Source organism: Streptomyces sp. B8-7, from assembly GCF_058833805.1.
Genome location: NZ_JBYRRL010000002.1, coordinates 1,390,126 through 1,402,174, shown reverse-complemented (window position 1 = coordinate 1,402,174; position 12,049 = coordinate 1,390,126). Strand labels below are relative to the sequence as shown.

At 71.5% G+C, this 12,049-nt stretch carries 11 protein-coding genes; 4 read left to right on the top strand and 7 right to left on the bottom strand.

Annotated features, from left to right (window positions below; genetic code table 11):
* Positions 1-27 precede the first annotated feature (27 nt).
* Both AC5K6T_RS14750 and AC5K6T_RS14745 read right to left on the bottom strand, forming a co-directional pair.
* Positions 28-909 (bottom strand): alpha/beta fold hydrolase, encoded by an 882-nt coding sequence (locus AC5K6T_RS14750; protein WP_493209088.1) that lies wholly within the window; start codon positions 907-909, stop codon positions 28-30.
* A gap of 416 nt (positions 910-1,325) precedes the next feature.
* Positions 1,326-2,165 carry a glutamate ABC transporter substrate-binding protein gene (locus AC5K6T_RS14745; RefSeq protein WP_493209087.1) on the bottom strand — a complete coding sequence of 280 codons (840 nt, stop codon included), beginning with the start codon at positions 2,163-2,165 and terminating at the stop codon, positions 1,326-1,328.
* A 1,011-nt stretch (positions 2,166-3,176) separates the two neighbouring features.
* Between AC5K6T_RS14745 and AC5K6T_RS14740 the strand changes: the two genes are divergently transcribed.
* From AC5K6T_RS14740 to AC5K6T_RS14730, 3 genes are read left to right on the top strand one after another with little or no spacing between them, the layout of a single operon-like run.
* Complete coding sequence (locus AC5K6T_RS14740) at positions 3,177-3,842, top strand: hypothetical protein (protein ID WP_493209086.1); 666 nt, start codon at positions 3,177-3,179, stop codon at positions 3,840-3,842.
* A 46-nt stretch (positions 3,843-3,888) separates the two neighbouring features.
* Positions 3,889-4,407: a hypothetical protein gene (locus AC5K6T_RS14735; protein WP_493209084.1), complete on the top strand. Its 519-nt coding sequence runs from the start codon at positions 3,889-3,891 to the stop codon at positions 4,405-4,407.
* Entirely contained in the window at positions 4,404-4,871 is a 468-nt protein-coding gene (locus AC5K6T_RS14730) for a GNAT family N-acetyltransferase (RefSeq protein ID WP_493209082.1), read from the top strand. Before AC5K6T_RS14735 ends, AC5K6T_RS14730 begins: the two co-directional genes overlap by 4 nt.
* A gap of 499 nt (positions 4,872-5,370) precedes the next feature.
* On the opposite strand, the gene AC5K6T_RS14725 is transcribed toward AC5K6T_RS14730, so the two are convergent.
* Together AC5K6T_RS14725 and AC5K6T_RS14720 are read right to left on the bottom strand one after the other, a co-directional pair.
* Positions 5,371-6,924: a M28 family metallopeptidase gene (locus tag AC5K6T_RS14725; RefSeq protein WP_493209081.1), complete on the bottom strand. Its 1,554-nt coding sequence runs from the start codon at positions 6,922-6,924 to the stop codon at positions 5,371-5,373.
* 276 nt (positions 6,925-7,200) lie between these two features.
* The gene (locus AC5K6T_RS14720; RefSeq protein WP_493209079.1) at positions 7,201-7,812 is read right to left on the bottom strand and encodes an anthrone oxygenase family protein; all 612 of its coding nucleotides are present in this window, start codon (positions 7,810-7,812) and stop codon (positions 7,201-7,203) included.
* A 91-nt stretch (positions 7,813-7,903) separates the two neighbouring features.
* On the opposite strand from AC5K6T_RS14720, the gene AC5K6T_RS14715 reads away from it, so the two are divergent.
* The gene (locus AC5K6T_RS14715; RefSeq protein ID WP_493209078.1) at positions 7,904-8,524 is read left to right on the top strand and encodes a TetR/AcrR family transcriptional regulator; all 621 of its coding nucleotides are present in this window, start codon (positions 7,904-7,906) and stop codon (positions 8,522-8,524) included.
* Positions 8,525-8,638: 114 nt separating this feature from the next.
* On the opposite strand, the gene AC5K6T_RS14710 is transcribed toward AC5K6T_RS14715, so the two are convergent.
* From AC5K6T_RS14710 to AC5K6T_RS14700, 3 genes are all read right to left on the bottom strand, one after another.
* Positions 8,639-10,363, bottom strand: a complete 1,725-nt coding sequence (locus tag AC5K6T_RS14710) for an acyl-CoA dehydrogenase family protein (RefSeq protein WP_493209077.1) — start codon at positions 10,361-10,363, stop codon at positions 8,639-8,641.
* Positions 10,364-10,434: 71 nt separating this feature from the next.
* A complete protein-coding gene (locus AC5K6T_RS14705) occupies positions 10,435-10,992 on the bottom strand; it encodes a PadR family transcriptional regulator (protein ID WP_493209075.1) in 558 nt (185 codons plus the stop codon).
* A 209-nt stretch (positions 10,993-11,201) separates the two neighbouring features.
* A complete protein-coding gene (locus AC5K6T_RS14700; protein WP_493209074.1) occupies positions 11,202-12,005 on the bottom strand; it encodes an MBL fold metallo-hydrolase in 804 nt (267 codons plus the stop codon).
* Between the last annotated feature and the right edge of the window lie 44 nt (positions 12,006-12,049).

Below are 12,049 nucleotides of genomic sequence, written 5' to 3'. Positions count from 1 at the left end.
GGCGTCGTTCCGCAGGGCGTCCGGCGCTCAGGCGGTGTGTGCCGTCAGGGCGTCGATGATCGTCGGCCAGAGCTCCCGGGGCCGGTCGTGGCCCATGTCGGGGACCAGCATGAGTGTCGCGCCGGGCACCAGCTCCGCGGTCCGCTTCCCGCCGCTGGGGTCGATCAGGGTGTCGTCCAGCCCGTGGATCACCAGGGTGGGCAGCCGAAGCTCACGGAGCGCCGCCGCGCGCGAGCCGTCGAGGATCATCGCCGCCAGCTGGCGGCCGACTCCGGCCGGGTAGTGGGCGCGGTCGTAGCTCTCGGCGGCCTGCTGACGGAGCGTCGCGGGGTTGCCGTAGCGCTTGGAGGCCCACACGAGTTCCCGGTCCGCCGCCGCGATGTATCCCTCACGGTCCGACGGCCTCGGGCTGAAGAGCACGGCCTGCGCCTCGGCGCTGGACCGGCCGTACTCGGGCTCGCCGGTCGAGGACATCATCGAGGTCAGGGTCAGGACCCGGTCGGGCCGGCTGGTCGCCATCGTCTGGGCGATCATGCCGCCCATCGAGGATCCGACCACATGGGCACGCTCGATCCCTAGGGCGGTGAGCAGCGCGAGCCCGTCGTCGGCCATGTCCCGGAGCGTGTAGGGCGCCATCGCGAGGGCGGACGCGACGTCGTTCGCGCTCACCGCGGCGATGAAGCGGCCCAGGTCGACGGGGTGGTCGTCGAACCTGGTGGACAGTCCGCAGTCGCGGTTGTCGTACCGGATCACATAGCGGCCCCGCCCTGCCAGCGCACGGCAGAAGTCCTCGTGCCAGCCGGTCATCTGCGTGCCGAAGCCCATCACCAGCAGCACGGCTGCGTCGGAGGGGTCGCCGAACGTCTCGTAGGCGAGGGACACGGAAGGGGAGGTTTCAACAGTCGGCATCCAGGGAGCCTCCCACCGCCGGCCGCGGTGTGCACCCGATTATCGGACACGTCGTGCGGTGGCCCCCCGCGGGCGCCTCGCCACCGCCGGTGCGGCCTCCGCCCGGCCGCCGGGTCACCGTCGCGCGGCCGGGGCCGGGCGGCCCGGGCGACGGGGCGGCGCGGGCGACGGGGCGGCGCGGGCGGCAGGGCGGCGCGGCAGACCGGCACCGGGCGCTGGGGCCCTGCGGCTTCCGCCCGGACCTCACGCCCGGCGCCGGCCGGCGTCCTCGTCGCCGTCGGGTCCCTCCCCGTCGTCACCGCGTCCGTGTCGTCACCGCGTCCGTCCGGACCTCGGGGGTGTGCTGCCGCCCGCCTCGCGGAGGGTTCTCCCGGCCTCGGGAGCCGCCGGCGGGGTGCCCCCGGAGCGGGGCCGCCTCAGCCCTTGACGACGCCGATCCTGGGCGCGGGCTCGTAGCGGTAGATCAGGCCGAAGTTGGCCTTCACGGCCTTGCCCCAGGAACCGTCGCTGACCATCTTCGTGAGGGCCTTGTTCACCGACTCCACGGTGGCGGTGTCGCCCTTCTTCACACCGATGCCGTAGTTCTCGTTGCTCAGCTTCAGACCGACCAGCTGGAACTGGCCCTCGTACTGCTTCTGCGCGGCGAAGCCGGCCAGGATCGAGTCGTCGGTGGTCACCGCGTCGACGGCCCCGCTCTGCAGGCCGGCGAGGCACTCCGAGTAGGAGGTGTACTCCTTGAGCTGGGCGTTCGGCGCGATGTCGTTCTTGACGTTCTGCGCCGAGGTGGAACCGGCCACCGAGCACAGCTTCCCGCCGTCGAGGTCGCGGCCGTCCTTGATGTCGGAGCCGGCCTTGACCAGCAGGTCCTGGTGGGCCAGCAGGTACGGGCCGGCGAAGTCGACCTTCTCCCTGCGCTCGTCGGTGATCGAGTAGGTCGCGACGATGAACTTGACGTCCTCCCTGGTCAGCGCGTTCTCGCGGTCGGCGCTCTTGGTCTCGACGAACTCGATCAGGGCGGGGTCGTAGCCGAGCTCCTCGGCCACGTATCTCGCCACGTCGACGTCGAAGCCGGAGAACTCTCCGCCGGGCTCCTTCAGGCCCAGCCCCGGCTGGTCGAACTTGATGCCGATCCTGATCGTCTCGCCGCTGTGGGACCCCGAACCGGCGCCCTGATCATCGTCACCCATACACGCCGTCGCGGTCACGGAGAGGACCAGCACTGCCGCGGCCGCGACGGGAACTCTGTGGAGCTTCATGGTGAACTTCCTTTGTTGATCAGGTGTGTGATCAGGGCGATGCCGTGGGGCGGGATCACGTACGAGGTCGCGGGCACGACGAGGCCCGTGCCGCCGGATCGTCGACGCGAGGTCTCGGCGCCACGGTGCGCAGCACCGGGGAGGGGTCCGCGCGCAACCTCGCCGGGAGAACTTCCGTCTCTACGAGAGACATCCGGTTCGTCGCGGATGGCGGGAAGCCCGATCCGCGCCGGTTCCGGGGAAGGTGAGGGACCTACGGAGAGTCCGGCACCGCCGGCCGCGCTGTGCGCGGCAGCCCCCGCCTCCCCGGCCCCGGTGCTCCGGTCATCGCCGTACGACTCCGTCCTCCTCGGCTGCGGAGGACAGTAGGGAGCCGGGATGACCAGCGTCATCAGATTTGAGCTGGATTTGAGCATCACGATTGCGCACGCACGTAACTACTCAGCGGTAGGAACGCGCTCGGTGTCCTGTCTCTGCGATGTGTGGGCAGTCCCGCACTTCTGCAGGCATGTGCGGCTGCGTCCGGGTCGTGTGTAGGCAGCTTGCGGAGAGTGCCGGTCTTGTGCAGGTACGGCGGTCACGGCGATTCCACGGTCGAAGCGGCTGGTCGGCGCCGTACCGGAGGCCTGGATGGGTGTGCGCGAGGTGTCGGCGGATGCCGGTCGAGCCGGAGTACGTCGGCGCGACCGGCATCCATGAGCACGGATCTTCGGGACGTCTGTGGCCGGCCCGGTTCGAGTCCGTACGGCCCGAGCGCCGGTTCCCGGCTTTCCGAGGTCAGGGCAACTGGTGCCGCTGGTATTGGTCGGCGACCTGCGGCAGGCCGGTCCACGGTCTCCGCACAGGTGCCGCGGCGCCGGATGGAACGCGAGCCGGAGGCCGAACACGGACCCGGGATGGTGCCGCTGCCGTCGCGCACAGCCTTCCACCGGCTGCTGAAGACGGTCGCCTCCGGCCGTCACACATGGGGTTCGGCCCACCCGCCGTTCGCTGCCCAAGCAGCCGGACGGCATGTTCGGCCGGCTGACCGCGGCCCGGCCGGGCGAGGTGATGGAGATCGACTCGACTCCACTGGATGTGCTGGTCGTTCACGACGACGGCACGGTGGACACCGTCGAACCGACCGGCATCGTGGACATCGCGACCCGCACGCCGGCCGCGGCGGTGCTGCGGCCGTCGACGAAGGCCGTGGACGCCGCGCTGCTGCCGGCGAGGGCGATGACGCCGGAGCCGATGCGGCCGGGCTGGGCGGATGCTGTGCGGATGTCCCGCTCGGTGCTGCCGCACGCCTCGCTCATGGTTCTGGACGAGCGGCTGGCCCAGGCGGCGGCCGTTCCGGTGATCACGCCGGAGACGATCGTCTGTGACCGGGGCAAGGCCTACATCTCCGACACCTTCCGCTCGGCCTGTCAGTCGCTGGGGATCTCCTTCAGCCGCATGTCGAGCGGACGCTGGGCTCGGTGGCCTCGATGTCCGTCCAGCACCTTCCCGGCCACAAGGGACGCAGCACCGAACAAGCAGCTCGCCGGCGGCTGCGTCCTCGTCCGCGCCGGCCCCTTCCCCCCTCAACACCGAGTGGCGGAGCACAAGCATCGAGGCCACAGCCAGACCGGTCGAGGGCCTCTTGCCCATTACCTTCTTCGTAGCGCCCGGCCAGCCTCTGACGACTGTCCTTGAATCGGTTCGAGGATCCGGTCGAAAACGCGTACTGCATGATGGACGAATGAGTGATCGCGAGGAACTGCCGGCGGCAGTGGACACGGAAGCACTGCTCACCCTGGCCCAGGGGCACCACGAGCGCACCGCACGGAGTGCAGGCACTCGAGATGTCGGCGGCCACCTGGTGAAGACCTACTCCCTTCAGGCTCCAGGCCGCACGGTGACGGAACAGGACATCGCCGCCGCCCTGCGGATCGCCGCGGCACACCTGGAGCTCGGCCGCACCCGCGGGTCGCTCGGGCTCGCTGTCCTGATCATGCATGCCGGCGGCGACGGCGACTACGTCCTGGTACACAGCTGGATCGAGGGGTACATGTCCGACCTGGCCATCTTCACCGGACCGGCCGGACACCCAGACCAGCTCCGCCCGGGCCGCACCGGCCTTGCCCCGTGTGTCTGGGAAGCCGCCGTCCTGGCCCACGAACGCGACGCGTTCTCACTGCATGTCCTCGACGGCAGCGGCCCGATCACGAAGCGCCTTGCCGCCTGGGGTGCGGACACCCTGACCGGAACCATCAAGTGAACAACGCCCCGAACGTGCGGCATGCACGCCCCGACGATCTGCCGCGCATCGCCGAACTGGCTGCCGAGCACGCCGCCTACGAACAAGCCTCGCCACCCGCCCCCGACCTCGCGCACCGACTCAGAGCCCTGCTCTTCGACACCCCGACACCACGGCTGCGCTGCCTGGTGGCAGAGCTGCCCGACGGAGAGGTCGTCGGCTACGCCACCTGCACGCCCGAACTCTCCACCTGGGAGGGCCGCGAATTCCTCCACATGGACTGCCTCTTCCTGAACTCCGACAGCCGGGGCTCCGGTCTCGGTGCACTGCTCATGGATGCCGTGACAGCCGAGGCACGCAACCTCGGCCTCACCGAGATCCAGTGGCAGACACCCGTCTGGAACGAAGGAGCCGTCCGCTTCTACGACCGCCTCGGCGGGAACTCCAAGGCGAAACTCCGCTACAGCCTCACAGTGCCAAACTGACCTGACCGGCCCCCTCGACAGACACCACGGCTGCGGCTGCCTACCGTTGATCGGGACACCAACCACCCGCTCTGTCCCACTCAACCGTAGGCACCGCAGATCAGACCCCCGCCCTGCCCACAGTTGACTGGGACAGGACACTCGGGACCAGGTCCGTCGCAGCCGGGACCGAACCCCGCCGGGGCAGGGTTGCCGGACCGGCGCCGTTCCCTCGCCCGGCCGCGTGATCCCGGCCGTGTGGTCCCGCCCGGGCGAGGCGACGCGGGTTCCGCCCCGGACGGCCCCGCTCCGAGCCGGAGAAGCGGCGGGCCGGCCGGAGGAGGGCAGGCCCGAGGCGGGCAGGCCCGAGGCGGTGACGCCGCGGGCCCGCCCCACGGCTGCCGCCGCGGCCACCGGGACGGTGCCCGGCGCTGAGAAGGGACGGGCTCCTCGCCCGGTGCGGATGTCCGGCCCGGTGCGGCCTCGTGACGGGGCCGCACCGGGCGGGTGAGCGGGCCGCCTACTCGGCCGCGCGATCGTGGCCGTCGTGGAGGCCGCCGCCGCTTCCGGAGCTCCCGTCCGTCGGGGAGGAGTCCACCGGCCGGGTGAGCGGCCCGAGGTCGTACGCGTAGTGGCCGACCGCGTCGGCGATGACGTCGACGTTGACGTCGAGCGCACGCATGTCGATGTTGTCGATGTCGTCGCCGGGGGCGTGGTAGTTCACGTCGTACGCCACGCCCGCCCGGCCGCCGAACTTCGCCGCCTGTGCCTCGGTCTTGATGCCCTCCGCACCGGTGAAGGTGCCGCCGGAGGGGATGCCGGCCTCGATGAACGGGCCGTAGTCGGAGCGGCCGGTGAAGTCGGTGCCCTCGTGCGGGATGTGCTTCGAGTCGAGGAAGTCGTTGATCCCCTTCTCCAGCTGGGCCGAGCCCTCGGGGCCGGGACCGGCGCCGGTGCCGTCCGAGTCGTCGCCGTCGTAGACGAAGTAGGCGGCGTTCGGCGAGGCGATCATGTCGAAGTTCAGATAGAGCTTGATCTGCTTCCTCTGTTCCTCCGTCAGCGAGGCGACGTAGTCCTCCGAGCCCAGCAGTCCGAACTCCTCGGCCGACCACCAGGCGAACTTCACCTTGTTCTCGATCTTGTGCTGGGACTTGGCCAGCTTCAGCGCGACCTGGAGGATGCCGGCCGAGCCGGAGCCGTTGTCGTTGATCCCGGGGCCGTCGGAGACCGAGTCCAGGTGCGCTCCGAGGAAGACCGTGTCGGCCGCGTCGCCGCCGCGAGTCTCCGCCACGACGTTGAAGGTCTTCCGGTTCTCCCGGAGCTCGCGTATGTCGAGCGTGACCCGCACCGGGCCGTCGGCCGCCTCGGCGGCCAGCGCCTCGCCGTCCGCCTGGGTGATGCCGCCGGTGGGGATCCTGCCGAGCGCCGGGTCGCCGATCGTGCCGTTGAGCGTGCCCGCGGTGTTGTTGTAGACGACGGCGCCGACCGCGCCCGCCGCGTGGGCGTTGGCCTGTTTGAGGGCGAAGGTGCAGCCGCCGCGCTTGATCAACGCGATCTTGCCGGTGAAGGCGCCGGCGGCGAAGTCGCCCGGCTCGCAGCCGTGGGTGTTGTCGGCGTCCACGGGAGCGACGGCGATGTCCGCGGTCACCCCTTCCTCGGGGCCGCTGGCGGTGTACGTCATCAGCTGGATCGGGATGTCGCGCGGCGCGGGCGAGACCACCGAGAGGGACTCGGCGATCTCGTCGGTGAAGACGAAGTCGAACTCATGGCGTGACACCTTGTAGCCGACGGCCCTGAGCAGCGCCTCCACGTAGGCGGCCGACTGCTGGTGGCCCTTCGAACCGGCCACCCGGGTACCGCCGTTGTGGTCGGCTATCGCCTGAAAGACCCTCAGATGGCGGAAGGCGCCCACGGCCGTGGACTGCTTGACGAGCTTTCTGGCCAGTGCGTCGCCCCGGTGGGACCAGCTCGGATGCTCGGCCCTCGCGGTGGCGGGGCCGGCGACGAGCAGGGGGGAGACCAGTGCGGCGGCGGCCAGGGTGGCGGTCACCGCCGCGCTACGACGTGCGGACATGGAGGTCCTCTCACGGCAGGTCGACAGACGGATCGACGGTACGGGAGAACTGCGGGAGAACTACGGGAGAACGCGGTCGAGGCACGTTAACCCTGCGTCTGCCCGCTGCCAAGAACACCTCGGCGCCGGTGTCGCCCCGAGCATGCGAGCGGGAGGTGACCGAGCACGCGCACGCAGGCCTCGGCGGCTCGCTGCGGCGGGAGTCGCGGTGCGACCCGCCGGAGGGGCCGTCCGGTTCCCGGAGCCCCGCCTGCTGTGGGGCGGCAGCCGAGCGGCTCATCGGGCCGGGCGGTCGCCCGAGGAGGTCCGCCCCTGCCGTCGCGTGGTGCGGCCGTGCAGGACCAGCGCGCGGAGCAGGCAGGCAAGCGCCGCGACGGAGGCGACGGTGCGGGCGGTGTTCCAGGCCACCCAGCGCTCCTCGAAGGCGGCCCGCACCGCGGCGGCGTCGCCGAGGGAAGCCGGGTCGCCGGCTGCGGCCAGGTCCTCGTTGAGCGGGACGTTGACCCCGAAGGTGATGCCGAAGGCGGTCGCGTACAGGACGAAGGCGGCGGCGGTCCACAGCAGGACCGGCCTCGCGCCGCGCGGGAGGTGCAGCACCACGGCCGCCCCGGTCAGGGCGAGCGCACCGAAGAAACTGGGGGCGAACCACCCGTTCCGCACCGTGGCGTTGATCCACTGCATGGTGTCGATGAACGTACGGTCGTCCACCCGTGCCAGGCCGAGCATGACCGAGCAGGCGTAGGCGTAGAAGAAGCCCGCGATGAGCCCCATGGCCAGCGTCGCCGCGGCCAGTACCGGACCACGGGCCCGCCGGGCGCCGTCCGCGGTCCTGGCGGCCGCAGGAGCGGACGTCGTGCGCGGTGAGGGAAGGGACAGAGGCTGCGACATGGAGGGCCTCCAGAGCCGACTAGAATCGAACCAGTGAGTACGCTTTTAATCGTACCCATCGGTTCGGATATTGGGAACACCGGAGGTTCACATGGCTGCGGAGCATCGCCCACGCCGGGGCCGCCCCAGGTCGGGCGAAGGGGAGCTGCGGCGTCAGGCCGCGCTCGACGCGGCACTCGCCGAGCTGCGCGAACACGGGGTCGCGGGCACCACGATGCAGGCCGTCGCCCGCCGTGCCGGTTCCTCGAAGGAGAGCCTGTACACCTGGTTCGGCAGCCGCCAGGGGATGCTCGCCGCGCTCATCGAGCAGCAGGCCGAGCAGGTGAACTCGGCGGTGACACGGGCGATCAGCACTCCGGCCGACCCGCAGGCCGTGCTCACCTCCGTCGCCGAGAACCTGCTGACGCTGCTCGTCGGTGACGTCTCGGTGGCCCTCAACCGGGCTGCCATGACCTCGCCGGAACTCGCCGGACTGGTGCTGCGGCACGGCCGCCACGCGACCGGCCCTCTTGTCGCGGCCTTCCTGGGCCGCCTGTCCGACGAGGGACACCTCCGCATCGACGACCCGGAGGAGGCGTTCCAGCTGCTCTACGGCCTGACGGTCCGCGACCTCCAGATCCGCGTCCTCCTGGGCGAGCGGGCGCCCGGCAGGGAGGCCGTCCGCGCCCAGGCCCGGACGGCGGTGGAGCGCTTCCTGGCCCTCACCCGCTGACCCCCGGGCAGTGAGCCCCGGCGGGCAGCACGGCGGGACGGCAGGGTGCGGTCCGACCCGCCGGGCACGGCAGCAGTCGTACCCGGCGGGCCGGTCCGGGGATGCGCCGGGGCGTCAGGGCGCCATCTCGTACGCCCCCGACAGGGCCTCGACCCGCTGCCAGACGCGGCCCGAGCGCTCCCCGTCGACGACCGGGCGCCGGACCGCTCCGAGCGCCCAGCTCTGCTGCTCCTCGGTCGCGGAGTCCTTGCCGTGGAGTTCGACGGCGTGCGCGGAGAAGTCCCGCACCAGGACGGCGAACAACTCGTCCAGGACGTCCTCGTCGAGGCTCGTCAGGGCCGCCTGTTCGAGGACCAGCTGTCCGTGGACGACGAGCGCGAAGAGCTGTCCGACGGCCAGGAGGAGGTCGAGGTCCCGGCTCTGCGTCTCGTCCGGGGCGGCCGTGAGCACGAACTCGCACAGGGCGTCCGCCTGTTCGCGGAACCGTACGACGTTGGGCAGGTGGGCGTACGCGTCGAAGGCGGGCCTCCAGTCGTGGAAGCGCACCGAGCCGAGGCCGCGGGCCGGCCCCTGCCGGAAGAGGAAGACGTCGTCGGCGGCGTCGAGGCGGGTCGGGACGGGCTCGTAGGCGACCGGGTCGAGCAGGTGGTGGCGCATGAACTTCAGGATCAGCGCCAGGTTGACGTGGACGGTGCCCTCAAGCTTGGGCAGGCCGCGGATCTCGACGGCGGCCTGGGCGAAGTAGTTGTCCTTCTCGAAGCCCTTGGCGGCGATGACGTCCCACATCAGGTCGATGACCTTCTCGCCCTCGGTGGTCACCTTCATCTTCGTCATCGGGTTGAACAGGAGGTAGCGGCGGTCGTCGGGGCCCGCGGTGCGGAAGTAGTCGACGGCGCGGTCGCTGAACAGCTTCATGCCGGCGAGCCGGACGTACGCGTCGGTCAACTCGCGCCGCACGTGGGGGAAGGCGGTGACGGGACGGCCGTAGAGGATGCGGTTCTGCGCGTGCGTGACGGCCTCGTACATGGCGTGCTCGCAGATGCCGACCGAGGCGGTGCACAGGTTGAACTTGCCCACGTTCACCGTGTTGAGCGCGGCGTCGAAGGCGGCGCGGCCGGTGTGCAGGACGTCTTCCGGGGCTATGGGGTAGTCCTCCAGGCGGAACTCGCTGACGTACTTCGACGAGTCGACGACGTTCTTGACCAGGTGGTACGCCGGGTGGCGGCGGTCGGCGGCGAAGAAGACGTAGCCGTCGGGGCCCTCGACGTCGGTGCGGCGGCCGAAGACGGAGACGAGACCGGCGGCGTTGCCGTTGCCGATGTAGTACTTGGAGCCGGTCGCCCGGAAGCCGCCCGCGCCGTCGGGCTCCAGCAGCATGTCGGTGGAGTAGATGTCGGCACCGTGCGCCTTCTCGGACAGGCCGAAGGCGAACACCTCGCCCCGGGAGAGCAGTTCCGCGGCGCGCTCACGGGCGGCGGGGTTTCCGCTCTGCCAGACGGGACCGAGGCCGAGGACGGTGACCTGCCAGGCGTACCAGTAGTCGAGGCCGTAGAAGCCCAGGATCTCGTTGAGGGCGGCGATGCGGGCGGTGTCCCAGCGCTTGTCGCCCTCGCCCGCGCCCGCGGCGGAGGCGGGCGTGAGGAAGGTCGCGAAGAGTCCCTCCTCGGCGGCGAAGGCGAGGAAGTCGCCGAGCCAGGCGCGACTCCGGTAGTCCTCGGTCAGCCGGCGCCTGCCCCGCCCCTCGAACCAGTCGACGGTGGCGCGCAGCAGCCTGCGGGTCTCCGGGTCGAAGTGCGCGGGGTCGTACGTCCGCGGGTTGAAGAGCAGCGCATCGGCCATGAGTGCCGCCTTTCGGCTGGGAGGGGTGAGGGCGGGTCCGGACACGGGACCCGGTGCGCCTGCTCGGCCGGTCAGCGAGCGGGGCCGAAGCGGGCGAGGGTGGCGAGGCAGTCGTCGAGCCAGGCGATCATCATGCGCTCGTACGCGATGCCGCCGCGCAGCACCACGTGCTGGAGCTCCCGTTCGGCGTCGAGCGGTCCGTCCGCCGCGGGTGTCCCGAAGTCACGGGCCTCGCCCGCGAGGTAGTGGGCCAGGCGGTCCGTGTGCGTCTGCCGGTGCCGCTCGACCTCGCCGATCAGAACGGCCGGGTCGGCGAAGGCGGCGCCCCGGATCTTCACCGCCAGGTCGTGCCGCACGCTCTCGGGCTGGGTCGGCTCGTGGAGCCAGGCGGAGAGCGCGTCCCGGCCGGGCCCGGCGACGGAGTACTCCTTCTTGTCCGGCCGCCCGTACTGCGGGACGTCCCGGACGTCCACCCAGCCGTCGCTCTCCATGCGCTTGAGCACGCGGTAGATCTGCTGGTGGGTGGCGGTCCAGAAGTACCCGATCGACCGCTCGAACCGTCTGGCCAGCTCGTAGCCGGAACCCGGCTTCTCCAGCAGGGAGACGAGGATCGCGTGGTCGAGCGCCATGCCCGCCATCCTGCTATGCACCTCGTTGCATAGCAACGCCGCGACGGTGAGACACGGCTCACCCGGCACGGGCGGCCCGCCTCGGGGCGCCACCGCCGGCCGGGCCGGGACCCCCTTCCGCCCGGCCGGGGAGCCGGCGCGCACGGAGCCCGGCACCGGCCGCCGCACAGGGTCCGGCACGGCGGCCGGCCCGAGCCGTCCGGCCGGGGTCAGCCGCGCCGGCCCCAGTCCAGGCGGTCGGCCAGCCCCGCGGCGGCGAAGGCCGCCGCCAGGTCCTCACGCCCCTCGGTGAAGTGGGCCCAGCTGTCGTAGTGGACCGGGACCACACGGCGGGCCCCGAGGATCCGCGCGGCCTCGGCGGCCTGGGCGCTGTCCAGGACGAGGCAGCGGCCGTCGAACAGGACGGGGATGCGCGGCGCGCCGGCGAAGAGGACGGCGGTGTCCACCGGGCCGAAGCGGCGGGCCGTCTCCTCGACCGCGTCGAGCGAGGCGTTGTCGCCGCTGACGTAGACGGTGGGCAGCCCCTCACCGGTGAGGACGAAGCCCACGACCTGGCCGAGGAGGCTCTCCACCGCCTCGCGCGGGCCGGGTCCGTGGATCGCCGGGACGCCGGTCACGGTGAGCGTGCCGCCGCCGGGGCGCTCCAGCACGACGGACTCCCCGTCGTGCAGACCCTTGGCGTTCCCGCCGATCCGCTGTCCGCCACCGGGTGTGGTGAGAGTCAGGGGGACATCGGCGAGCAGGGCCCGGCCGGAGATGTCGAGGTTGTCGGCGTGCTCGTCGTGCGAGAGCAGGACCACGTCGACGGGGCCGACTTCGGCGGGGGTGGCGGCCGCGGGGGCCGTCTTGGCGAGGCGCGGAGGGTAGTCACCGGGGCCGTCGAAGGTCGGGTCGGTCAGGAAGCGCAGGCCGCCGTACTCGAACACGGCGGTCGGGCCACCGAGGACACGGACCGGGAACTGACCGGGAACTGCCGGGAGAGAAGACGCGGCGGAGGACACGACGAAAGACACCTCACGGATAGAGTCGCTTGAACCGTGAGATGACCGTAGTCGCT

What these genes read in the sequence shown, in the direction of transcription:
- AC5K6T_RS14750 (WP_493209088.1), bottom strand. Translation starts at nt 909, where the DNA reads ATGCCGACTGTTGAAACCTCCCCTTCCGTGTCCCTCGCCTACGAGACG.
- AC5K6T_RS14745 (WP_493209087.1), bottom strand. Translation starts at nt 2,165, where the DNA reads ATGAAGCTCCACAGAGTTCCCGTCGCGGCCGCGGCAGTGCTGGTCCTC.
- AC5K6T_RS14740 (WP_493209086.1), top strand. Translation starts at nt 3,177, where the DNA reads ATGTTCGGCCGGCTGACCGCGGCCCGGCCGGGCGAGGTGATGGAGATC.
- AC5K6T_RS14735 (WP_493209084.1), top strand. Translation starts at nt 3,889, where the DNA reads ATGAGTGATCGCGAGGAACTGCCGGCGGCAGTGGACACGGAAGCACTG.
- AC5K6T_RS14725 (WP_493209081.1), bottom strand. Translation starts at nt 6,924, where the DNA reads ATGTCCGCACGTCGTAGCGCGGCGGTGACCGCCACCCTGGCCGCCGCC.
- AC5K6T_RS14720 (WP_493209079.1), bottom strand. Translation starts at nt 7,812, where the DNA reads ATGTCGCAGCCTCTGTCCCTTCCCTCACCGCGCACGACGTCCGCTCCT.
- AC5K6T_RS14715 (WP_493209078.1), top strand. Translation starts at nt 7,904, where the DNA reads ATGGCTGCGGAGCATCGCCCACGCCGGGGCCGCCCCAGGTCGGGCGAA.
- AC5K6T_RS14710 (WP_493209077.1), bottom strand. Translation starts at nt 10,363, where the DNA reads ATGGCCGATGCGCTGCTCTTCAACCCGCGGACGTACGACCCCGCGCAC.
- AC5K6T_RS14705 (WP_493209075.1), bottom strand. Translation starts at nt 10,992, where the DNA reads ATGGCGCTCGACCACGCGATCCTCGTCTCCCTGCTGGAGAAGCCGGGT.